Origin of the sequence: Candidatus Kapaibacterium thiocyanatum (genome assembly GCA_001899175.1) — a bacterium.
Classification (GTDB): domain Bacteria; phylum Bacteroidota; class Ignavibacteria; order Kapaibacteriales; family Kapaibacteriaceae; genus Kapaibacterium; species Kapaibacterium thiocyanatum.
In genome coordinates this window covers 167,018-189,474 of sequence record MKVH01000003.1, presented here as the reverse complement: position 1 = coordinate 189,474, position 22,457 = coordinate 167,018, and the positions used below count along the sequence as shown (strand labels likewise).

18 protein-coding genes are annotated in these 22,457 nt (G+C 58.8%); 10 read left to right on the top strand and 8 right to left on the bottom strand.

Annotated features, from left to right (window positions below; genetic code table 11):
• Positions 1-34: 34 nt before the first annotated feature.
• The gene (locus tag BGO89_04475) at positions 35-3,637 is read right to left on the bottom strand and encodes a hypothetical protein (protein ID OJX60825.1); all 3,603 of its coding nucleotides are present in this window, start codon (positions 3,635-3,637) and stop codon (positions 35-37) included.
• Between the two features lie 303 nt (positions 3,638-3,940).
• Here BGO89_04475 and BGO89_04470 point away from each other — a divergent pair, with 303 nt between their 5' ends.
• Positions 3,941-4,384 (top strand): hypothetical protein, encoded by a 444-nt coding sequence (locus BGO89_04470; GenBank protein OJX60824.1) that lies wholly within the window; start codon positions 3,941-3,943, stop codon positions 4,382-4,384.
• Between the two features lie 146 nt (positions 4,385-4,530).
• Here BGO89_04470 and BGO89_04465 read toward each other — a convergent pair whose 3' ends face one another.
• Both BGO89_04465 and BGO89_04460 read right to left on the bottom strand, forming a co-directional pair.
• On the bottom strand, positions 4,531-6,105 hold the full coding sequence (locus BGO89_04465) for a hypothetical protein (GenBank protein ID OJX60974.1): 1,575 nt from the start codon (positions 6,103-6,105) through the stop codon (positions 4,531-4,533).
• 20 nt (positions 6,106-6,125) lie between these two features.
• Positions 6,126-7,673: a hypothetical protein gene (locus BGO89_04460; protein ID OJX60823.1), complete on the bottom strand. Its 1,548-nt coding sequence runs from the start codon at positions 7,671-7,673 to the stop codon at positions 6,126-6,128.
• 109 nt (positions 7,674-7,782) lie between these two features.
• Between BGO89_04460 and BGO89_04455 the strand changes: the two genes are divergently transcribed.
• Entirely contained in the window at positions 7,783-9,399 is a 1,617-nt protein-coding gene (locus BGO89_04455) for a hypothetical protein (protein OJX60822.1), read from the top strand.
• Between the two features lie 8 nt (positions 9,400-9,407).
• Here BGO89_04455 and BGO89_04450 read toward each other — a convergent pair whose 3' ends face one another.
• A complete protein-coding gene (locus BGO89_04450) occupies positions 9,408-10,145 on the bottom strand; it encodes a hypothetical protein (protein OJX60821.1) in 738 nt (245 codons plus the stop codon).
• A gap of 83 nt (positions 10,146-10,228) precedes the next feature.
• Between BGO89_04450 and BGO89_04445 the strand changes: the two genes are divergently transcribed.
• Together BGO89_04445 and BGO89_04440 are read left to right on the top strand one after the other, a co-directional pair.
• Positions 10,229-11,068, top strand: coding sequence for a hypothetical protein (locus BGO89_04445; protein OJX60820.1), 840 nt, complete (start codon positions 10,229-10,231; stop codon positions 11,066-11,068).
• The gene (locus tag BGO89_04440) at positions 11,065-11,985 is read left to right on the top strand and encodes a hypothetical protein (GenBank protein OJX60819.1); all 921 of its coding nucleotides are present in this window, start codon (positions 11,065-11,067) and stop codon (positions 11,983-11,985) included. Before BGO89_04445 ends, BGO89_04440 begins: the two co-directional genes overlap by 4 nt.
• Here BGO89_04440 and BGO89_04435 read toward each other — a convergent pair whose 3' ends face one another.
• The 3 genes from BGO89_04435 to BGO89_04425 all read right to left on the bottom strand — a co-directional run bounded on the left by BGO89_04435 (position 11,986) and on the right by BGO89_04425 (position 15,553).
• The gene (locus tag BGO89_04435; protein ID OJX60818.1) at positions 11,986-12,303 is read right to left on the bottom strand and encodes a phosphoribosylpyrophosphate synthetase; all 318 of its coding nucleotides are present in this window, start codon (positions 12,301-12,303) and stop codon (positions 11,986-11,988) included.
• Between the two features lie 18 nt (positions 12,304-12,321).
• Complete coding sequence (locus tag BGO89_04430; GenBank protein ID OJX60817.1) at positions 12,322-14,106, bottom strand: oligoendopeptidase F; 1,785 nt, start codon at positions 14,104-14,106, stop codon at positions 12,322-12,324.
• 94 nt (positions 14,107-14,200) lie between these two features.
• Entirely contained in the window at positions 14,201-15,553 is a 1,353-nt protein-coding gene (locus BGO89_04425) for an asparagine--tRNA ligase (protein ID OJX60816.1), read from the bottom strand.
• A 235-nt stretch (positions 15,554-15,788) separates the two neighbouring features.
• Here BGO89_04425 and BGO89_04420 point away from each other — a divergent pair, with 235 nt between their 5' ends.
• The 5 genes from BGO89_04420 (at position 15,789) to mscL (ending at position 19,550) form a co-directional block, all read left to right on the top strand.
• A complete protein-coding gene (locus BGO89_04420) occupies positions 15,789-16,139 on the top strand; it encodes a hypothetical protein (GenBank protein OJX60815.1) in 351 nt (116 codons plus the stop codon).
• Positions 16,140-16,170: 31 nt separating this feature from the next.
• Complete coding sequence (locus tag BGO89_04415; GenBank protein OJX60814.1) at positions 16,171-17,835, top strand: urocanate hydratase; 1,665 nt, start codon at positions 16,171-16,173, stop codon at positions 17,833-17,835.
• 202 nt (positions 17,836-18,037) lie between these two features.
• Positions 18,038-18,595: a hypothetical protein gene (locus tag BGO89_04410; protein OJX60813.1), complete on the top strand. Its 558-nt coding sequence runs from the start codon at positions 18,038-18,040 to the stop codon at positions 18,593-18,595.
• Positions 18,596-18,606: 11 nt separating this feature from the next.
• Positions 18,607-19,023 carry a hypothetical protein gene (locus BGO89_04405; protein ID OJX60812.1) on the top strand — a complete coding sequence of 139 codons (417 nt, stop codon included), beginning with the start codon at positions 18,607-18,609 and terminating at the stop codon, positions 19,021-19,023.
• Positions 19,024-19,133: 110 nt separating this feature from the next.
• Positions 19,134-19,550, top strand: a complete 417-nt coding sequence (gene mscL / locus BGO89_04400; GenBank protein OJX60811.1) for a large-conductance mechanosensitive channel — start codon at positions 19,134-19,136, stop codon at positions 19,548-19,550.
• Between the two features lie 8 nt (positions 19,551-19,558).
• Here mscL and BGO89_04395 read toward each other — a convergent pair whose 3' ends face one another.
• Positions 19,559-20,737, bottom strand: coding sequence for a hypothetical protein (locus BGO89_04395; GenBank protein ID OJX60810.1), 1,179 nt, complete (start codon positions 20,735-20,737; stop codon positions 19,559-19,561).
• 113 nt (positions 20,738-20,850) lie between these two features.
• Between BGO89_04395 and BGO89_04390 the strand changes: the two genes are divergently transcribed.
• Positions 20,851-22,443: a phosphoenolpyruvate carboxykinase (ATP) gene (locus BGO89_04390; GenBank protein ID OJX60809.1), complete on the top strand. Its 1,593-nt coding sequence runs from the start codon at positions 20,851-20,853 to the stop codon at positions 22,441-22,443.
• Positions 22,444-22,457 lie beyond the last annotated feature (14 nt).

Here is a 22,457-nt window from a genome sequence, read left to right as displayed (position 1 = left end):
ACACGCAGGATGGCGGGGCGGTTACAACGTGGTGTCACTCATCGGCGGCATCTTCATACTCATACGAGTCCTGTTCCACCTTCCATTCCATCAGCAGTCTGGCATGTTCGTCGGCATCGTAGTCGTCGAATACATCGTACTTCGTCACGAACGACAGTTTTCCGATATGGCCGCGCATATCCGGAAAGAACGGACCGGCGATACCAGCGTACCAGACGTCGGGTCCGTACGGCAGATTCGTTCTGAACTTCACGAGTATCCAGCGGCCACGATAGTCCGGATTCTCTTCCTGATAGTCCTTGACGACGATGGATGATGGCTGGCGGTAGCCTTTCTCGCCGAAAAGTGGCACCGTCTCATCGTAGGTATCTTCACCGTATGGCTCTTGCGATACACGCTGCACTTCCTCGACGATGAGCGCTTCCATCAATGATGTATCGGTAAGGACCGATTTCGGAACGGCGGATATGCTGCGGGTACTGTCGCACAAACGCAGCATGGACATCCTTCTACCGGCATCGGCGAAGAACCGCCGGATGCTGCGTGTGTCGAGGCGTTGTCCTGCCGTCGCGAGATTCCGTATCGCTTCCAGTCCCACATCCTGATGCGGGTTCATGATCAACGATCTCATGAGCCCAATGACCTTCTTATCATGACGATGATACCAAAGAAGAGAAAGACTGTTGACCATTGTGCTGTACTGTCGGCGCATCTCCCGCATCGACGTCATGACAGGCGGTTTGTCCATTTCCTGCATGACCGTCGTCAGAATACGTTCGACCTTGTTGATACACGCCTTGTCCCTGTCGGGTAACACCCTCTCCGTCTCATACTGAATTCCCTTCGTCATGAGATACAGATCCCGGAGTTTCGGCCGCAGATAGTATCGATCCGCAACCCTGGCGAGCGGGTCGATCAAGATGGAATCCATCAGCATCCACCTGAAGAGGTCGAGCGACCACGTCGTATCCGGTACCGTGCCGCTGCCGACCAACGAATCGAGCAGTTCGGTTGACGCGATATCACGATACGAGATGACATCATTGTGAATATCGGCCCGCGTCTGTGCGTCGTTCGTACTATCGGCCAGTGCGAGTAGCAGTCTTCTCGTACGAACGTCATCATGACGAAAGAGATCGGTGAGTACATAGTCCTTCGCATCGACATATGAATCCCTCCGATCCTTCATCCACGACCGATACCGTGCCATGTAGATATCGTAGTCGGATGGATTCATTCTCGACATCCGCAGGTATTCCATCGCACGATCCTTGCGAATGCTGTCATCCGACACTACGTCGGCGAATAATCGATCGGCCATCGATGTGAATCGCGTGGTGGTATCGATCGAGCACCGACATGTCATTTCGTCGAACGGGGCCGACCAGAGTCGCCTATCGCGGTACGTTGGCATGGTGATCAGCGACGACAGCACGTACAGCTCCGTTCCGCAGAAGAACGTCCTCTGCACGGACATGCCGAATCCCCGATCCAGGCGCCTGTGTATTTCCCGAATACGAACGACACCGTCCACGATCGTCGTGTCGACCACCGTCATCGAATCGATCAGACCGGCTCTTGCAAGGATCGTATCCATCGCTGCATCGGTGGATCCATCGAACGTCTGATACTCCGGAAGTATCACCCGTCCGACGAACCACATGACGTTCGAAATGGTGTCCTGACGATATATACCGATCGTTCGGCCAATAACTTCACGATGCTCGGCCTCCGGACCCGACGTATGCGTCGGCAACGGAAGCATCAAGGTCGAATCCATGCATGCCGTGATCGGCCAGTGTTGAACTCGCCGAAATGGACGGAGTTTGAACGATGCGACGAACCGGTCGACCGATGCCTTCCCATGTTCGGCCATCCAGTTACCGAGCAATAGATACATCCTTCCATCCCGAACGACGAGGTGGAGAATGCAGGCCACCTCTCCTTTCTTGGTCAATGTCGCCATGCAATGTGGATAGCCTTGCAGCTCGTCATACACCGTATCCGTGACCTCCGCACCCATGGCCGTAGCCATGATGTCAGGAATGGTCCTGAACGGTTCGTTCGACCAGACGTAGCCCGGCATGAGATCCATGATCTGGACCATGAGAGTACTTGCACCGCTGCCTTCCGTATACATTCGCTGCCATAGCTTGCGGATGTTCGCCTCGGAATCCTTCGATTCCCGAGTGACGGCCGCCTTCGGCATGTCGACCGAGAATCCGAGGGTATCGTCAGTGTATACCTCCCAGGTTTCATCGATCCGCATCGATTCGCCTATCGTCAACGATTGCTCGATATAGTCCAGCAGGGATGTATCCCTGTCCCGTTGCGTGAGAATGATGAGGGACATCGTGGACTCGGTCTTGACGACCAGCATCGTCAACTGGATCTTCTTCCTGATGGCATTGACAAGAAATACGCCCTTGCCAGCGATGATCCTCTCTTGGGCGGATAGTACAGTATCGACATCGGTCGATAGTCCTTCGACGATGTCGCCGAACATGCTCGTATTGTCGCTGTTCGCCTGATGCATCAGGCCAGTAAGGTGTATGATCGATACGGATTCCTGTCTGGCTGCATCTGCACCGACGAACATCTCACCGTCCATCGGCAATTGGGAAAGTGTGGCCTCCCTGACCAGCGCCGGCGCCTGTTGCAATGGAATCGGCGATATGAAGGAGAGAATGGAGTCCGTCGTCCTGAAGACGTGCGTCCCATATGGCATGAACGGAGGATTTCTTGGTGGTAGGGAATCCTGGAACGTCTGCACAACCGGCTCGACCGTGAATCCCCGTTTGCGAAGCAGTGCAACGAGTCCCCGTTCCCCCCACAGATGCGCGGCCCCGACTGCGATGAACGTCGATTCCTCCTTCAACAGTCCGGTAATGCGACCGATCATTCCTTCGTTGCGCCGATGGATGATGGCGTCCATATATGCAGAGGATGTAGCGATCCCCATGTTGACATACAGTCCTTCGACATCACCTTGCTCGTACAGTGCCAGCGTGCGCAGTTGCCGATCCGCCATTTCCCTATTGTTCGTGACGGTAAACGTAGAGTCCGCGCTTGGGCCTTCAAACAGGACCGACAGGTAGGAACGCACGGTAGCAACGTTCTCCAGACCGTGGCACGCTTTCCCTTCCGCCTTCGCCATTCGCTCCAGATAGAGATCCAGATGCAGGAGATAGTCATCACGATGCAACGGCATCGGCTTCCGGCCGATCGTGATGTTATCGAAGACCGTCTCGATACGTTTGTCCTGCGGTGTCATCAGAATGGCATCGCGTGCCCACGCGCGTATTCTCTCCTTCACGCTGGTAGCCGAACTGTCATCTGTGCCCTCGAACTGCCCCTCCATCATAGCGTTCTGCACTGAATCCATATCCACTTCCATCGCGAAGGCACTGCACCTGCGCAGGGCGGGAAGCACGGAATCGCCGAAGGCGAAGGCCCGTTCGTCACGCACGTGCATGGTACCGAAGAGATACGAGGTGCCGACCGCGCCCGGTCCGGTGATCCGCCAGAGCAGGCGATGACGCGAAGGATCCTTCCGTTCCTGCCCGAGACCGACGCTATCGGCGAGGATGAAGGCTGTGAGAAGAACAATCGATACGATGACGGAACGACGTGTCATGAACTACCGAACGGAATGGATATACCGGCTCTAAACTGTTTCCAAGCCTGCGAAGTTATTATCCTCGACACGATAACCCTACCGCACGAGTACGACACTCGACATCGCCACCTGCCGTCATCATGCTTCCGGACATGGAGGACGGACCGGTTCCCGGACGATGCGGAACGGTTCGTCAATGATTTCCGGTAACCTATCAACGGAAAAAGCATCCTTATCGACCACAATCCGATCCACACCACATCCGTACCCTATGAGGTACGGACTACGATCCCTACGGACGCTACAACCGGAGACCACCTCATGACCGACAACACCATAGAACTGGAAGTCCTGCTCCCGGCACCGGCGGAGCGGATATGGACGATGATCACGACGCCGGAAGACGTGACGGCGTGGTACGCCTTCGGCGGAGCCGATATCGACCCGCAGCCCGGCGGCAGGATCCGCTTCCGCTGGGATGAACACGGCGTCTACCACGGTATCGTCGAGGAGGCCAGGCGCCCCTCACGATTCTCGTTCCGATACGCGCCGTTCGAGGCCGATACGGTACCCGGGCAGGGCAACTCGGTCATCGTGAGCTTCCAGTTATCCCAACGCAACGGAAAGACGCTGCTGGCTCTCAGCGAACGTGGCTATCATGAGCTGCTGATGTCGGAAGTGGAGAAGCGCGATAATTTCGAGATCAGCAAGGGGGCCTGGGTCAATTCGCTCGAACTGCTCAGAAAGCTGGTGGAAACGGCATGAGGCCGACCGACGTTATGGATGCATGACGATCCATCCCGCTTGCACACGCACGTGGGACGGCGATGCCCGATCCGGAACATCGATCGGCGTTCACGGCCCGGCAGATCGTCTTCCCTGGCCGGACTTCCGTTCCATGACCGATGCCGTCACTTCACGACGACGAGCGGCCATGTCCTGTATCTGTCACCATAGCCCATCCGGACGAGATAGCTGCCCGAGGGAAGACCCTCAGCATGGAAAGGAACGGTGTACGATCCCGGCGCCACATATCCCTTCACGAGCGTTGCCACGTGGAAGCCGAGATTGTCGTAGACGGCGAGATGCATGTCCATCGCCTCGTTGACGAGATAGCGGATGTTCGCCGTGCCACGGACGGGATTGGGGGCGATGGCATTGATACCGAAGGCGGATGACGATACGTCGTCGACGGACGTCGGCATGCGGCGGATGATGGGCACCGTCGCGAAATCGTGGAAGAGAATGGACCGCACCGCAGCAGGATCGGCGCCGAACCATTGCTCCAGTACGGAGGCGTAGACCTGCCGGAAGTCGATCTGCATCTTGAGATTGTCGTTGTCGAGATCGCCGAGATCCGGATTGACACCGACGATACCGTCCTGCACCGGCGCGCCCACGACGAACATCGGTGCCGCCGTTCCGTGATCCGTTCCGAGACTGAGGTTGGATGCCACGCGGCGGCCGAATTCACTGAAGGTCATCGACACGACACGATCCTGGACACCGAGCGCTTCGATGTCGCGCTGGAATGCCGTCATGGCGTCGGAGACGGTGGTAAGCAGCGTCGCATGCGTGCCCGTGGTCGTCGCTCCATCCACCACCTGTGCGGCATGGGTATCGAAGCCGCCGAGCGTCACCACGTACACACGCGTCTTCAACCCTCCGGCGATCATGCGTGCGACGATCTGCAACTGGCTCGCGAGCTGATTCTGCGACGGATATTCGACCTTGTTCTGCGCCTTGTCCGCAGCGGCCTTGATGACGGTGGAGTAGGCCATGGACTGGGATTGTACCTGGCGTACGTATTCCACGTTCGTGCGTGCATACGGCTCGGAGGGGAGATCACTGCCCGGCGCCTCGGTACCGCTCACGAGCTGGTAGAATGTCTGCGGATCCTGCAGCGCGATGCCCATGGACTGCTGGTTGAGTCCGGTCAGTGCCAGCGACACGACTGCCGATATCTGGATGGCCAGGGGATCCGGCGTCGACGCATTCGGATAGCCTGCAGGATAGTCGGGATAGGATCCACCGAGATACCGGCCGAGCCAGCCGTTGGCGACGACCTTGTCGGCGTCGCTGCCCGACATCCAGATGTCCGTCGAACGGAAGTGCGAGAGATTCGGATTGGGATATCCCACTCCCTGGACGAGGGCGACCTTCTTCTCCTGGAAAAGGTCCCGCAGTCCCGTCATCACGGGATGAAGAGCCGTCGTATCGGTAAGCTTGAGTGCCGCCGATTCGGGAATGGCGATGTTGGAACGCAGTCTCGTGTACGCATCATATTGATCCAGCGGAAGCACGGTATTCAGTCCGTCGTTGCCGCCGATGAGCTGTACGAGCACGAGGACGTGGTCCGTTTCCTCACCGCCGTTCAGTAACCGATGCAGGACCGGTCCATCGAAGGCCTTGACCGGCAGGCCGTTGAGCAGCATCGGAAGCGCCATCGCTCCGGTGGAACGTGCAAGGAAGGTTCTGCGATTCATGTTCGTTTCCTTGTAGTACATCAGAGCAACTGGAATTCGGCCATACGGAAGAGATAGCGGAACAGGCCGTCGAGCTTCGTCTTCATCCTGCTGCGCATCATCGCATTGTCGGGATCGGCAAGGAAGCCCTCCCATTCCGTCGTCCACTCATAGTCCGGGGCACCGTTCTGCAGCACGTCCTTGACGAGTGCCGTACGACGTTCGTCCGTAAACTCGACGGCGAACAGCCGCATGTTGACTTCATCGACGAGAAGGTATGGATCGTTCGCATCGGGAATGGACCTGACATAGGCGATGCTGTCGAACAGCCCCAGCCCGCCCCTTCTGCCGATGATGAGTTGATCGGTGTATCCATTGCGGAGCGGAAGCGTCGCCGTATTCAGCCATATGCGGTAGTAGTCCGGCACCTGATAGTAGGCCGGCCACCCGGCGACGTTCGGCGGGCTGCCCGGATCCATCTGCTGTGCGGCGAGCGCCGTGACGATGTTGTTGCAGAACTGGTACCGCTGGAGTGCATCCGTCGGCAATGCGTAGGATCCGATAGATCTCAGGAGGCCGATGATGAAATCGGCAGGACTCTTGAGCGCACAGCCATGCATGGCATCGTCGTGGAAGTGCGTGCTCGCGAACAGCGTCCGTAGAATCGGTCCGACGACGAAGCCGTTCTGACGGAACGTCAGTGCGAGCGGACGTATCACCTCACGTTCGATATCGTCATCGATATCGGAGTTTACGAACCAGCGATACAGGCGCCTGATCACGTAGCGTGACGTCTCGTCCTGGTCGAAGATCATGTCGACGAGGTCGTTCAGCTCCGCCGTTCCCGCATCGGCGCCGGAACGGCCTGCAATCGTCCGGTTTCCGTAAGCTCCGGAGAACCGTTTGTCCCCAGTATCGTGCTGACGGAAGTTGAACGTCGTCTCACCGGTGAGCCGTGCGTCCCGCCAGCCCGTGAGAACGCGGGCAGCTTCGCGAACGTCCTGCTCGGTGTAGTTCGTGTAATCTCCCGGACCGACTTCGGCCCCCTTGCCGATCGTGAACAGCTCCTGCAGCTCACGGGCATAGTTCTCGTTAGGGTTGCCGACGGTGTTCGTGTTTCCGTTCAGGTAGCGAAGCATGGCAGGCATCAGCGTGATGTCCCTCACCATGTGCTTGAAATTGCCGAATGCGTTGATGCGGAGATAGTCCTGGATGGCATAGCAGTACTGCGGGTTCTGGACCGCCTCCATCTCCGTCACGAAGTGGTTCATCCAGAAGAGCACGAGCTTCTCCTGCAACGAAACGGGCTGCAGGAGCATACGCTCGATCCACCAGGCCTTGGTGACGCGATTGTAATAGGCGGACATCATCTGGTCGTAGGTCCCTGTCACGTAGGTCTGGCCGGTTCTCGGGTCGACAGGCGGAACCGGCGCCGGCAGCGGCGCGATCATCGTGGCGAGCGTGGCCGGCAGACCATCCGTCACAGCCCTGTCGATCTCGGCGGATGTCGCTCCGAAACATGAGCGTCGAAGCAGGTGTGCCGCCTCTCGCCTCGTCCATGGCCCGACGTACGGGTCAAGCATTGCCATAGTCCTCTCCCTCCGGAATGTATGCCGCCTTTGTTGCTCCCCTCGGACGATAGGTTTAATCGGCATCCTATTTTTGTGCGGCAGGCTTCAACACCATCGTGAGCAGACCGTGTCATCCCGTTCCATCCGCCTCCTGATAGTCATCGGCGCTCTGCTGCTGTTCGTCCCGTTCCTCGGCTCGGTACGTCTGTTCGATTGGGACGAGATCAATTTCGCCGAATGCGCACGGGAGATGATCGTGACGGGTGACTACCTGCACGTCCACATCGATTATCAGCCGTTCTACGAGAAGCCGCCGGTCTTCATCTGGCTCCAGGTGCTCAGCATGAAGGTCTTCGGCATCAATGAATTCGCGGCCAGACTGCCGAACGCCATCATCGGCGTCATCACCCTCGTCCTCCTCTTCACCTTCGGCGAGCGCTGGTTCTCACGTCGCACCGGACTGCTCTGGACCGCACTCTATGCGGGTTCCTTGCTCCCTCACTTCTATTTCCGCTCCGGCATCATCGATCCCCTGTTCAATCTCCTCATCTTCCTCAGCGTCGTAGGCATGATGCGCCGGCATCCCGTCTCCGCCGGCATCTTCAGCGGCCTCGCCGTCCTCACCAAGGGTCCCGTCGGCTTCGGTCTCGTGATGCTCACGACGGGAATATCGTGGTTCGTGCTGAGAAAGCGGATGCCGCTGCCGTGGAAGAACGTCATGATCGCCACGGCACTGACGATCGCCGTGACAGCGACCTGGTTCGGTATCGACTACCTCCAGAACGGACCCCGATTCATCATGGAGAATCTGGCCTATCAGGTTCGACTGCTCACGACGGGCGATGCCGGACACGAACAACCCTTCTGGTACCATCCCGTCGTCGTCCTCATCGGCTGTTATCCCGCATCGTTGCTGTTCTTCGGAGCGTTACGACGCAATCACGACGAAACGGACGAACAGAACGATACGCGGATATGGATGATCGTTCTCATGACGGTCGTCCTCGTCGTCTTCTCGGTCGTCAAGACGAAGATCGTCCACTACTCTTCGATGACGTATCTGCCGCTGACCTTCCTCGCAGCACTGTCGGTGGAGCGATGGCTGAGCGGACGCCTGCGGTGGCGCTGGTGGACGTCGGCGGGACTGGTCGCCGTATGCCTCGTCCTGACGACGCTCGGTGCGGCCGTTCCCCTGGCAGGATTGTACGTTGACACGTTGATGGCGCTGCCGACGTTCCGCGACGAATACCTTCGCGCCGCGATGCAGCAGCCCGTTCCGTGGCAAGGATACGAGCCCTTCGTGGCTCTGCTCCTCCCCGCCGGTCTGATCCTCTTCTTCGTCTGGAAGCGCATGTATCCCCTGCGTGCACTGGGCGCACTGCTGTCGAGCGTGGCACTCTTCATCTTCGTCTTCCTGCCGACCGTCACGCCGAAGGTCGAACGCTATACACAGGGTGCTGCACTCGATACGTACGAATCGCTACGAGGCAAGGACGTCTACGTCAAACCGCTGGTGATGAAGTCCTATGCGCATCTGTTCTATACGGACAAGCCCTATGCCCTGAGCGCTGCGGCACACGGCATGGAACAGGATGCATGGGAGCCGTGGCTCCTCGATGGCGACATCGACAAGCCTGCCTACTTCGTCTGCAAGGTCAACGACGCGGAACGGTGGCGCAGCGATCCGCGGCTGCGCATCGTGAAGGAATGGGGCGGCATCGTCGTCTTCGAGCGTATACGCTGACCGGCCGATCACTTCGCGGCAGGCGTCACTCCCATGACCTTCTGCGGCATGGCATCGGCGCTGGCAGCCATACCGTAGCCCGTGATGGACAGATCCGTATAGTCCGCGAGCGTCGTGACGAGCTTCACTTCGACCGTGAACGGTCCCGTCTTTTCCGGCGTATACGAACATGTCAGACCGTACGATTCTCCCTTCTTCAGCACGACGGATGCCGGTGACTTGATCGTCAGCCCGGGCGTGATCGCCGATACGTTGATCGAGACGGGCTCCTCGGCATAGGACGTGATGGACATCGCGCCTTCGATCGCCTGGCCGACGACACCCTGATTGAACGGGATGAAGCTGGACGACAACTGCAGCGGCCGCTGGATGTCGGCCTTCAGCGTCAGCGTCTTCGTGCTGTGCTGGATCTCGTTCGTCTGGATCGTCACGTACTTCGTGATAGGACCGTTGTTGCTCGGTGTGTTCAGCGTGATGTTCAGTGCCGTTTCCTCTCCGGGTTCGAGCGAATCCTTTTCGAGAGGCGCCGAGGTACAGCCGCAACTCGGACGTACGCTCGTGATGCGCAAGAGCTTGTCGCCTTCGTTCTTCAGTATGATCCTGGCCTTGAGCTTGTGGGCTTCGCCCTTCGTCTCGACCGGAGTCACACGTCCCCAGTCATATGTTTCTTCCATCTTCAGCTTCGGCTGTGCGAATGTCGCTGTGGAAGCGATGATCATGGCAATGGCGATGACGACGTACTTCATTGGTATACTCTCCCGCTATATGACGCCGGATGGCGCGGAATCGATCTGACGATAAAATACCTGATTTCGCTGTAGCTTGCCGCATGACCTGTCCCGTATGTTCTGCGGCCCTCGAAGAACGCCGCATCGGCTCCTCTCCGATCCTCTACTGTCCGTCCTGCACGGCTCATGTAACGCATCCGTCGCTGCGACGCGGCGACGATGCTTCGTTCTACGCAAAGGACTACACGCTGACGCAGACGGTCCGGTCATCGACGGAACGACATCGCTATTTCCGCTATCCCGAATATTACAAACTGCTTGGGGAATTGTCGGCCTTGCAGCCGCCACCGGGCAGATGGCTGGACATCGGTTGCGATCACGGTTTCTTCATCGACGAAGTACGTCGTAACGGGTACGATGTCGCCGGCGTCGAGCCGTCACAACGTGCACGCGCATATGCACGGCATATCGGACTGGATGTCGAAGCGGACGTCGCGAACGTCCAGGGACGTTGGTCCGTCATTTCGATGTGGCATGTTCTCGAGCATATCGGAGAACCGCGTGCGATGATCGACCGTTGCATTGAACTCCTCGAGCCGGGTGGTATCTTGTGCATCCGCGTTCCCGATTTCGCATCGGCATGGCGTCATGTATTCGGTGCGCGATGGATCTGGTATCAGCCCGGTGTCCATCTCGTCCACTATACCGACCGTGCACTACGACAACTCGTTGAATCGTCTGGGCTGACTGTGGAACTGGTGCGCCGGCAGCATCCGAATACGCTTCTCACGCGTCGTTCGTATGGATTGTCGACGACCGTCTTCCGCCGGTACGCGTCTCTCCCCTCTCCTTCGTCGAGAGATCGTATCGCACGGCTCTATCAGGATGTTACCGGCGCGGAGATATTCATCGTGGCTCGAAAACGTCAGACATCATCATGATCCGTCGACCTGTCATCATATCCCTCGGTGCTGCGGTGCTCGTTCTCGGCATCGTCTTCGGTACGGTCATGCTCGTGCAGGGTGGCCCTGCACCAACCGTGCAGCAGGATGGCGCGAAGGATACCACGAGCATGCTGCGGAGGGCAGCACAGATCGTACGCGCGAGCGGTGTCGATTCGGCCTTCATCGAAGATCTGCTGGCCCAGCCGGAAACGTCCTTCAACGAAGACTTCGCGCGGATCAACGTCACGAACTACGCGGTGAAAGTGGACTATTCGCATAATTACAATGCGCCATCCATACGACGCGTGAAGGAATTCATCTCGAACAACGACTCCATCCTCACGGTATGCGAACACACCTATGGTGTGCAGCGCGAAGTCGTGGCGGCCATCCTCTGGGTGGAGACCAAGTACGGTCGGATCCTGGGCAAGCATCACGTGCCCAGTGTCTTCCTCAGCGTCGTGCTGTGCCGCGAACCGGAATTCATCGAGCGCAACGTCGAGAAGGTCATCGCCGGTGAACCGCTGGATACGGCCGGTGTGGACAGTGTACGACGCCTCATACGCCAGAAGGCCGACCGCAAGGTACGCTGGGCCATTGACCAGCTCCGCTCACTGTCCGACATGCAGCGTCGTGGCGTCATCAACGTCCATAAACTCTACGGAAGCTGGGCGGGTGCGTTCGGTCTGACGCAGTTTCTGCCCTCGAGCTATCAGCGATGGGCACAGGATGGCGATGGAGACGGCACGATCGATCTCTATGCGATCCAGGATGCCGTACACAGCGTAGCCAATTACCTGCGCAGCAATGGCTGGGGTACGACGCCGGCCTCGCACAGGAGCGCCATCTTTCACTACAACAACAGTACTGCCTACGTGGATGCCGTGCTGACGCTCGCGGCGAAGGTACGCTGATCAGTTCTGTCCCGTACCGGGATGTATCTGCAGCTTGCGGATGAAGTCGGCATGCACCCCGTCGGCATAGGAACCGTATGCCATCACGAACGTTCCCCGCACTCCGTCGGGCGACATGATGGCATACAGTACCGTACTGTCGTCAGGATTCGTCATTCCCTCGAAGCGATGGACTTCCACGATCTCGAACTGATCGGGATGCAGGCGCAGAGCGAGCTGCGTGCATTCGATACAGTCACCGGCAAGGTTGAAGTCACTGGTGAAGCCGCGTGCCTTCAGGTCGTTGAGCGCCTGTACGAGTGTTTCGTATCGTTCCATCGTCGTCTCCTCTGATTCTTATTGGGTTGCCGCCAGCGCTTCCGCTTCCGAGATCAGGCGTTCGATCGCGGACAGACCGATGTTCCAGAAGGCCGGGTCGTTGATGTCGAGACCGAGCGGTGAAAGCAGGTCTTCGGGACTCTTCGAACCACCGCTACGCAACAGGTCCATGTATTGTTCCGGGAAGGTGCCGCCGTCGCGTTTGTAGATCTCGTAGAGGGCGAGCACGAGCAGTTCGCCGAAGGCATAGGCATAGACGTAGCCCGGCGTATGCATGAAGTGCGAGATATAGGACCACCAGTGCCGGTAGTTCTCCGTGAGGGTGACGGACGTGCCGAACTGTGCACGCTGCGTTTCCATCCACAGCTCGTTGAGCCTGTCCACCGTGAGCTCGCCTTCCGAACGGCGTGCCCTGTGGATGGCGTTCTCGAAGCGGTTGAGGCCGATCTGACGGAAGACGGTCGCGAGGATATCGTCGATCTTTCCGACGAGAAGCGCCAGGCGTGCCTGCGGATCCGTCGTACGCTCCATCAGCATGGAGAAAACGACCATTTCACCGAAGACCGATGCCGTTTCGGCGATGGTCAGCGGCGTATCGGCGAGCAGGATTCCCTGGCGACGCGACAGATACTGATGGATACCGTGACCGAGTTCATGGGCGAGGGTCATGACGTCACGGTTGGTCCCCATGTAGTTCATGAAGACATAGGGGTGGGCGGACGGAACGGTACCCGCACTGTAGGCGCCACCGCTCTTGCCCTTGTAGACAGGAGCGTGGATCCACGACTTGTCGAAGAACATCGCGGCGATCTCGCCCGCTTCCGGATGGAAGTCGGTATAGGCCTTGACGACGATGTTCCGCGCATCTTCCCACGACCAGAACGTCTGATCGCCTCCGACCGGCGCATAGCGGTCATAGTCCTGCATCTCCTCGATACCGAGCAGACGCTTCTTCAGTGCGAAGAAGCGATGGACGAGGTCATAGCGATCCACAACGGCGGATACCAGCGTTTCGACGGTGGCATCGCTCACTTCGTTATCGAGGTTGCGGGAGGAAACCCACGTCGGATAGTTGCGCATACGATCGTTGGATGCGCAATCGGCCAGCACCGTGTTGAAGATGAAGGCGTGCGTCTTCACACCGTCGGCGAGTCCCTTCGAAAAGGCTTCTGCTGCGGCCTTCCGTGTGGAACGGTCGGATTCGTACAGCAGCTTGAGGATCGCCGACTCCGTGTACTCACGTCCGTTCAGTTCGATGACCTTGGCATTCTGCAGTTCGTCGTACAGACGCACCCACGCGTAGCGCGCCGTCAGAGCCTTCTCGCCCAGCACCTGTTCCAGCCGCTCGTCGAGCATGTGCGGGCCGTACTTCCGGGTGCGCTCGAACCAGTGCGCGCGCGACGCATGCAGCGGTGACGAGGCGAGAGCCTGGAGCCGCTCGGTGGGCAGCGCTGCGAAGTCGATGGGAACGAAGAACAGGAGCTGGCTCGCCGACGTCCCGATTTCACGTACGCGTTGGAGCAGGCGGCCGTTCTCCGGATTCTCCGTATCCGTCGACCACAGGAGATGGGTATACGATCCCATCTTGTCGAGAAGTTCTGTCAGCTCCTCGTACGTACGCAGGAGGGCGTCGATGTCCTGGTCCGACGCCGTCGCGATCCTGCCTCTCCATTCCGTACGGAATGCATCGGCGCGTGCGACGATCGTCGTGAGGTCGTGTTCAAGGGCGGGGTCGGCAGGTGACTTGTAGAGATCGGAAAGATCCCACAGTACTTCTTCAGCTCCGGTCTGTTGTGTCGTCATGATCGATCGAAAAGTAAGTGTACATGTGATAATCTGCGTACGGCGAACTTCGCGAATCCGGCTATGCCGAGAGTGCGAAGGTGCATTGCGATGATCAGGGCATGATGCGGTAGATCATCCGCGGGAACGGAATGACTTCGCGGATATGTTCGGCGCCGGTGATCCACTTCACCGTACGCTCCACGCCGAGCCCGAAGCCGCTGTGCGGTACCGAACCGTACTTACGCAGGTCCAGATACCACTGGAAGGCTTCTTCCGGGAGGTTCTCGTGGCGAAGACGGTGCAGCAATGCATCATGATCGTCCTCGCGCTGCGAGCCGCCGATGATCTCGCCGGCACCTTCGGGTGCGAGCATGTCCATGGCCAGCACGACCTTCGCATCGTCCGGATCGCGCTTCATGTAGAAGGCCTTCACCTCGGTCGGATAGCGATGGATGATGCAGGGTTTGTCGAACTGCTGCATGATGGCTTCTTCCTGCGGCGCACCGAAGTCCTCTCCCCATGGGAAGTCGACCTGTATCTCGCTTCCGTCGGCCTGCTTGCGGTTGAGCTTGACGTTGTTCCTGTTGAGCCATTCCACCGCTTCCGAATACGACATGCGGTGGAACGGACGACGCACGGCCTCGAGCTTCGAGATGTCGCGGCCGAGTGCCGCCAGCTCGCGCTGGCAGGTCTTGAGGCAGTACTGGACGATGTATTCGACAAGGTCCTCGGCGAGGTCCATGTCGTCGTTGAGGTCGAAGTATGCCATTTCCGGCTCGACCATCCAGAATTCCGTGAGGTGGCGCCGCGTCTTCGATTTCTCGGCACGGAAGGTGGGACCGAAGGTATAGACCTTGCCGAGTGCCATGGCACTCGCCTCAGCGTAGAGCTGACCGGACTGCGTGAGATAGGCCTTGCCCAGATCGAAGTAGTCGGTCTCGAACAGCGTCGACGTGCCTTCGCAGGCATTCGGCGTGAAGATCGGCGAGTCCATGAGACGGAAGCCGTTACCGTCGAAGAAGTCGCGGATGGCCTTCACCACGGCCGAGCGTACGCGCATGATAGCGTGCTGCCGCGTGGAACGCAGCCAGAGGTGGCGATGCTCCATGAGGAATTCGACGCCATGTTCCTTCGGCGTGATGGGATAGTCCTTCGACGTCTGCCATACCTTGATGCTCTGGACGTCGAGTTCCACACCGCTCGGAGCGCGTTGTTCGGCACGGACCGTACCGGTGATGGAAATGCTGGTCTCCTGCGTCAGTGCCTGGGCATCGGCCGCCGTCTGCTCGTCCACGTTGGGCTTGAACAGAACGCACTGGACGATGCCGCTGCCGTCGCGCAGCTTGATGAAGACGAGTTTGCCTTTTTCCGTCTTGTCGTAGACCCAACCGTTCAGCGTCACCTGCTGGCCGATGTGCTGATCGAGATGTTCGATGGAGACGAAGCTTTTGTAGCGGGATGTCATGGGATGGACTGGAATGAACCGAAAATCTGTTGCTGGTGCTGGATGGCCGCGCATGAAGGCGATAGGACGTTTCAGGACGGGCCCTCATGTGCGCCGCGACCGGGCGGCCGTCCCTGATGGCATGCGGATCCGCACGCCCGGGGCGAACCGCAAATGTACTACGAGATGGGAAACCGTTACTACCGCCTGCGACCACGGCCTGGGGCAGCTTGGGTGGACGCCGTATCTTTGTCGCATGGAACGTCCCACCTCCCTCAAACGCCGCAATCCCGTCGTACTGGAAAGTACATGGACGGACGGCTTCGTTTCGGCAATCCTCCTGAGCGATCTTCGTGATGCCTGTCCGTGCGCTTTCTGCACCGGAGAGGAAATCATGGGGCAGAAGGTCTTCGCCGGTATCAAGACCTTCTCTCCCGGAATGAACGAACTGGAATCGCTGACACCCGTGGGGAACTACGGGGTGCAGGCGCGCTGGAAGGATGGTCACGACACGGGCATCTATACGTGGGAGCTCCTCCGGTCCATCTTCGAGGGCAAGCGCCTGAGCGAGGAGACGCTGGCCGAGATCGAGCGGCAGATCGGGTGAGAGACAACAATCATCAATCAGGAATCGAGGCATGACGGCAACGACGCGCATCGTACGAGCACCACGAGGTCCGCAACTCACCTGCAAGACATGGCAGATCGAGGCGGCCTATCGCATGATCCAGAACAACCTGGATCCCGAGAATGCCGAGAAGCCCGATCAACTGATCGTCTACGGCGGCCTGGGCAAGGCCGCACGCAACTGGGAGTCCTTCGATGCCATCCTGCGCTGCCTGCGCGAGATGGAAGCCGACGACACGCTGCTCGTCCAGAGCGGCAAACCCGTCGGCGTCGTCCGCACCCACGACCTTGCGCCGCGCGTCATCATCGCCAACTCGAACCTCGTTCCGAAATGGGCCACCTGGGAGGAATTCCGTCGGCTGGATGCGATGGGACTCATGATGTACGGTCAGATGACGGCCGGTTCATGGATCTACATCGGAACCCAGGGCATCGTCCAGGGCACCTACGAAACGTTCGCAGAATGTGCGCGCCAGCACTTCGGCGGGACGCTGCACGGACGTTTCCTGCTCACCGCCGGCCTCGGCGGCATGGGTGGAGCTCAGCCGCTGGCCGCGACCATCGCCGGTGCTGCAGCCCTCTGTATCGAAATCGACGCCGCACGGATCGACAAGCGCATTCACGATGGCTACTGCAACCGGAGAATGGACGACCTCGACGAGGCCCTCGCAGTCATCCGCGAATACCAGGAGCGCAAGGAACCGATCTCCATCGGACTGGTCGGCAATGCCGCCGAAATCCTTCCCGAGCTCGTGCGCCGCGGCATCACGCCCGACGTGGTCACGGACCAGACGTCGGCCCACGACCCGCTGAACGGCTACTATCCCGCAGGGCTGACGAAGGCCGAGGCCGATGATCTGCGCATGACCGACCCCGCCACCTACCTGGAGCGCACCTATCGTTCCATCGGCGAGCATGTCCAGGCCATGCTCGAATTCCAGAAACGCGGCGCCATCACCTTCGACTACGGCAACAATATCCGCGGCGTGGCACGGGATCAGGCCGGCGTCGGGAATGCCTTCGACTTCCCCGGCTTCGTGCCGGCCTTCGTCCGCGAACTGTTCTGCGACGGAAAAGGACCCTTCCGCTGGGTGGCACTCAGCGGCGATCCGGAAGATATCCGTGTAACCGATGAGGCCATCATGGGTCTTTTCCCGGAGAACGACCACCTGCACATGTGGATCAGGGAAGCCCGTAAGCACATCGGCTATCAGGGGCTTCCTGCCCGCATCTGCTGGCTCGGCTACGGCGAGCGCGCCAAGGCCGGGAAACTTTTCAACGACCTCGTCCGTAGTGGGAGGGTATCTGCACCGATCGTCATCGGACGGGATCATCTGGACTGCGGATCGGTCGCTTCTCCGCATCGTGAAACCGAAAGCATGAAAGACGGGTCAGATGCGATAGCCGACTGGGTGTATCTGAATTTCGCCCTCAATGCCGTAGGCGGGGCCACGTGGGTGTCCCTTCATCACGGCGGCGGTGTCGGAATGGGACTGAGTCTCCATGCGGGAATGGTCGTCGTCGCGGACGGAACCGACCTCGCAGAGCAGAAGTTGGCACGAGTATTGACATATGACCCTCTGATGGGTATATTACGTCATACCGACGCCGGTTATGAACGAGCTACCAACAATGCAAGGAAATTTGGCATAGAAATACCACTACCTTCTGTTTAAGCGATTCGCCACATATTTCGGACAAAATGGCATAACTGCTACGTCATTTTTACATGCGTGACTGACAAAACGTGTGTTTTCGTATTAACTGTAGCAGGAGTTGGCCATGAAGGTCGAAGAATTCCGTCGGCGTACGGGGTACACCCCGATGTCGGCAGCGATGCGCAAACAACGCCATTCACTGTCAGAAGGTAGAGATTCTATGGACCTCGCCCTGCAAATCGAACAACTTTTCCGCAACGACCGGAAAAAGTACCTCGGCTTCATCCGTCAGCGCGTGCGTAGCCAGGAAGAAGCGGAAGACATCCTCCAGGATGTATTCGCCAATGTACTGGCAGCCTCCCAGGATGTACAGAAACCTATCGAGAACATCGCCTCCTGGGTGTTCACCAGCGTCCGCAACCGCATCATCGACTCCTACCGGAAGAAGAAGACCGACAGTTTCTCCGATCTCTCCAGCCCGTCGGACCGCGACGAAGGCCTCGAGAACGTGGAGCGATTCCTCGGCGACTTCTCCTACAACCCGGAACAGGACCTCGTCCGCAAGACCATCTGGGAAGCCGTTCTGAAGGGTCTCGATGAGCTGCCTGTCGAACAGAAGGAAGTGTTCGTCAAAAATGAATTCGAAGGTGTATCGTTTAGAGAGATGTCCGAAGAGTCGGGTGTCAACATCAACACTCTTCTGGCGCGTAAACGATATGCCGTGCTGCACCTCCGCAAGAAACTGCAGGAGTTGTACGACACGGTCAACGAGAACTAGCATCTCCTGACATGCCGGCTTTGCAATCAAGAACAGCCCGCTCGATCATCTATCTCTGCTGCATCGGCGGGCTGCTGGTTTGCAACGCGTTCCTCGTAAGCTTCCTGTGGAACCATGCCCTTCACGACATGGCCCCGGACTCCCAAGAACTCACCTTTCTGGAAGGGGCCGGCCTTACAGCCTTCGCCTACGTCGTAGTGTATTCGATTCGCTACGGTATACGATCGGCAAGTCAGCCGGCCCGGACTTCCATGCAACGCTCCCCCGCCGAATCCTCTCCCTGCCGGTCGGAACAACCTTCCTCACCCGACCCCACCCTCAATGATCTCTGCTCCAAATTGTCGGCCGAACAACGCGCCGAGCTGAAACGTGAGCTGATCTCGAACTGCGGCTGCAAGGACATTGCCAAACAGCCGAACATGCGCTGATCCCCCAACCTCTCCTTTACGAGTACCGTAAAATTCCTTTGGATGTGCCTTTGCACATTGGCCGGAATGTTTAGATTGGACCTCGTACAATACAACCATGAGAGGGACACATGGGGATGATCTCCGAATTCAAAGAGTTTGCCGCCAAGGGTAACGTCCTGGATCTTGCAGTAGGCGTCATCATCGGCGGTGCATTCGGGAAGATTGTGAGTTCCTTCGTCAACGACGTCCTGATGCCACCGATCGGCATGCTGATGGGTGGTATGGACTTCAAGGACGTGAAGATTCCGCTGAAGGCAGCGGTGATGGAAGGCGACAAGGTCAAGGAGGCCGCCGTTTCCATCAACATCGGATTGTTCATCAACGCGACGATCGACTTCCTCATCATCGCATTCGCGATATTCCTGGTCGTCAAGGCCGTCAACTCGATGAAGAAGAAACCGGCCGAAGCTGCGCCTGCCGCACCGCCGGCACCGAGTAACGAAGAACAACTGCTCGCGGAAATCCGTGACCTTCTGAAGAAATAAGCACCCGGTCAGGCTGTAACGCTATTGACTCGAATGGCATATAGGGTGTATCTGACGCTGTCGGCGCGTGTCATCACGATTACGCCGGCACTTGATGAGGAGGAGGGGAAACCCAAAGCGTGGTGGACTTCCATGGGATCCATGGAAACGCCACGCTTTTTAATTTCCGTACCGCTGTTCCAGTCGAGCTCACGCACCTTGCGGCGCATACGCTTGACGTCGATCCCCTCTTCGATGTCGATGACGATGAAGGACTGCATCCAGGGCGATGCGGGGACATGCATCCGGCCCAGCCCGTAGGCGATACGCCGGTCGATCACGTCCAGTCCCTGCTCGACGAACCAGGACCCCACATCACCGCTCGCGATGAGGGCGGCATGCGGCTCGACGATGATGTCCCCTACCTCCGGTGGCCGTTCCGCGGGTAGTCCTGGCTCCGGCGGCGAAACCCACGTCAGCCCCTTGTCCACGAGCGTAACGCACCGTCGCGTGATTCCGGTTCCCTTCCACAGGATCCGCTCGCGCGCTTCATGCCCGAGGCCGATGTATTCGTCCATGAAGCCCGACGTGATCTGGCTGTCGACCTCGTCACCGGGGCCCAGCTTGATACCGATGACGAATTCCCCGCCATCCACGGGCAGGGTGGTCAGCAAGCCGAGCGGCGGGTCATGATGTACGGCCGAACGCGTACGGCGGCCCTGTTCGTCCCTGCGCGACGGATCGGCCCACAGTCCATCGGCCTGCCTCCACGCGTTCGTGAAGACCTCGGAGGGAACGGCCTGTGCAACGACGTCCACATTGCCGATGCCCGCACGACGCATGTTCCCTTCGGCGAGCGCGGCCAGAGTCGGGTCGGCCTCGAAGGTCGTGACGTGCGGAACGACGGCCGCGAGGGCGCGGGCATCGATTCCCGCTCCCGTGCATACTTCCACTACATGACGGCAATCCGCGAACCGCGCTGCATGATGGGCCGCGATGAGAGGATGAGTGGCCTGTTCGGCACCCGTCGACGTGAAGAACCATCCGTCCGCAGCCTTGCCCAGACGTATGGCCCGTTGCGTTCCCGTAACGAGGTCGACGATGCCCGGAACGAAGGTCTGCATCGTTGCGGGCAGTCCCTTGCGGACGGCTTCTATCCCGGCAGGAACGGGTACCGGACCATATCGGGACAAGGCCTCGGAGGCCATTCCGACGATAACGGCAAGTTCTTGTGAACGAAGGAGTTCACACCATGCTTCCGAGAAAATCACGATATTTGTGCCACTAGTGTCTTGATTGTGTCATTCATCGACGGATCGCAATGAGTACCGGTGCAGAAGCCGTTCGTTCTGCGTTAGAAGCGCAAGGATTGGCAAACGTTGGCGATATCAATTACAACCTCTCGACGCCCGAACTGTATGAACATGCTTTGTCATACGATGAAGGCAAGATTACGGAGCACGGAGCCCTGCTGGTAGTATCGGCCCCCTATACCGGACGCCGCCCGAACGACAAGTTCGTGGTTGAAGAGGAAGGTAGCAAGGGTGACGTGTGGTGGGGTAAGGTCAACCGCCCGTTCAGCGAGGAAAAGTTCAACGCGCTGAAGTCCAGGGTCTACGCCTATCTGCAAGGACGCGACGTCTACGTCCAGGATCTCATCGCCGGCTCGGACCCGAAGTACAAGCTTCCCGTACGATTCATCCAGGAATTCGCCTACCACTCCCTGTTCGTCAAGAACATGTTCATCGAGGCGACCGCCAAGGAGCTCGCCGACTTCGTTCCGGGTTTCACCGTCATCGCAGTCCCCGAATTCAAGGCGATTCCGGAACTCGACGGTACGGCATCGGAAGTCTTCGTCATCCTGAGCTTCAAGCAGAAGCTCGTCCTCATCGGTGGTACGTCCTATGCGGGCGAGAACAAGAAGGCCATCTTCACCGTGCTCAATTACCTCCTCCCCAAGGAAAAGGTGATGAGCATGCACTGTTCCGCCAACATCGGCAAGGACGGAGACACGGCCCTGTTCTTCGGTCTGTCCGGCACCGGCAAGACCACGCTCTCCACCGATCCCGATCGCGCACTCATCGGCGACGACGAGCATGGCTGGAGCAACGATGGCGTCTTCAACTTCGAAGGCGGCTGCTATGCCAAGGTGATCAACCTGAGCGCTGAAGCCGAGCCCATCATCTTCAAGACGACGCGTACCTTCGGTACGATCCTCGAGAACGTCGTGATGGACGAGGACACTCGCGTCATCGATCTCGAATCGCAGGAATACACGGAGAATACCCGTGCCTCGTATTCGCGCGAGATCATCGACAACATCGTACCCGACAACCGCGGCGGCCATCCCAAGAACGTCGTCTTCCTCACGGCCGATGCCTTCGGCGTCATGCCGCCGATCTCGCGTCTGTCGCCGGAACAGGCCATGTTCCACTTCCTCAGCGGATACACGGCCAAGGTGGCCGGTACGGAAGCCGGCGTGAAGGAACCGTCGGCCACGTTCTCGACGTGCTTCGGCGCACCGTTCATGGTCCACCACCCGAGCGTCTATGCCAACCTCCTCCGCGACAAGATCAAGGAGCACGGTTCCCACGTATGGCTGGTGAATACCGGCTGGAGCGGCGGTCCGTACGGCGTCGGTTCACGCATGAAGATCAAGCACACGCGTGCCATGCTGCGCGCCGCCCTCAACGGCAGCCTCAACAACGTGACCTTCGTCAAGGACCCGTTCTTCGGCCTGGAAATCCCGACGGCATGTCCGGACGTTCCGACCGAAGTGCTGAACCCGCGCGATACGTGGTCGGACAAGGCAGCCTACGACAAGCAGGCCACACACCTCGTCCAGTTGTTCCAGGAGAACTTCAAGCAGTTCGCCGACAGCGTCGAGGAAGCCGTACGCAAGGCGATGGGCTGATAGCGCAGGACATC

Coding starts and splice junctions, on each gene's coding strand:
- BGO89_04475 (OJX60825.1), bottom strand. CDS start 3,637: ATGACACGTCGTTCCGTCATCGTATCGATTGTTCTTCTCACAGCCTTC.
- BGO89_04470 (OJX60824.1), top strand. CDS start 3,941: ATGACCGACAACACCATAGAACTGGAAGTCCTGCTCCCGGCACCGGCG.
- BGO89_04465 (OJX60974.1), bottom strand. CDS start 6,105: ATGAATCGCAGAACCTTCCTTGCACGTTCCACCGGAGCGATGGCGCTT.
- BGO89_04460 (OJX60823.1), bottom strand. CDS start 7,673: ATGGCAATGCTTGACCCGTACGTCGGGCCATGGACGAGGCGAGAGGCG.
- BGO89_04450 (OJX60821.1), bottom strand. CDS start 10,145: ATGAAGTACGTCGTCATCGCCATTGCCATGATCATCGCTTCCACAGCG.
- BGO89_04445 (OJX60820.1), top strand. CDS start 10,229: ATGACCTGTCCCGTATGTTCTGCGGCCCTCGAAGAACGCCGCATCGGC.
- BGO89_04440 (OJX60819.1), top strand. CDS start 11,065: ATGATCCGTCGACCTGTCATCATATCCCTCGGTGCTGCGGTGCTCGTT.
- BGO89_04435 (OJX60818.1), bottom strand. CDS start 12,303: ATGGAACGATACGAAACACTCGTACAGGCGCTCAACGACCTGAAGGCA.
- BGO89_04430 (OJX60817.1), bottom strand. CDS start 14,106: ATGACGACACAACAGACCGGAGCTGAAGAAGTACTGTGGGATCTTTCC.
- BGO89_04425 (OJX60816.1), bottom strand. CDS start 15,553: ATGACATCCCGCTACAAAAGCTTCGTCTCCATCGAACATCTCGATCAG.
- BGO89_04420 (OJX60815.1), top strand. CDS start 15,789: ATGGAACGTCCCACCTCCCTCAAACGCCGCAATCCCGTCGTACTGGAA.
- BGO89_04415 (OJX60814.1), top strand. CDS start 16,171: ATGACGGCAACGACGCGCATCGTACGAGCACCACGAGGTCCGCAACTC.
- BGO89_04410 (OJX60813.1), top strand. CDS start 18,038: ATGGACCTCGCCCTGCAAATCGAACAACTTTTCCGCAACGACCGGAAA.
- BGO89_04405 (OJX60812.1), top strand. CDS start 18,607: ATGCCGGCTTTGCAATCAAGAACAGCCCGCTCGATCATCTATCTCTGC.
- mscL (OJX60811.1), top strand. CDS start 19,134: ATGGGGATGATCTCCGAATTCAAAGAGTTTGCCGCCAAGGGTAACGTC.
- BGO89_04395 (OJX60810.1), bottom strand. CDS start 20,737: ATGGCCTCCGAGGCCTTGTCCCGATATGGTCCGGTACCCGTTCCTGCC.
- BGO89_04390 (OJX60809.1), top strand. CDS start 20,851: ATGAGTACCGGTGCAGAAGCCGTTCGTTCTGCGTTAGAAGCGCAAGGA.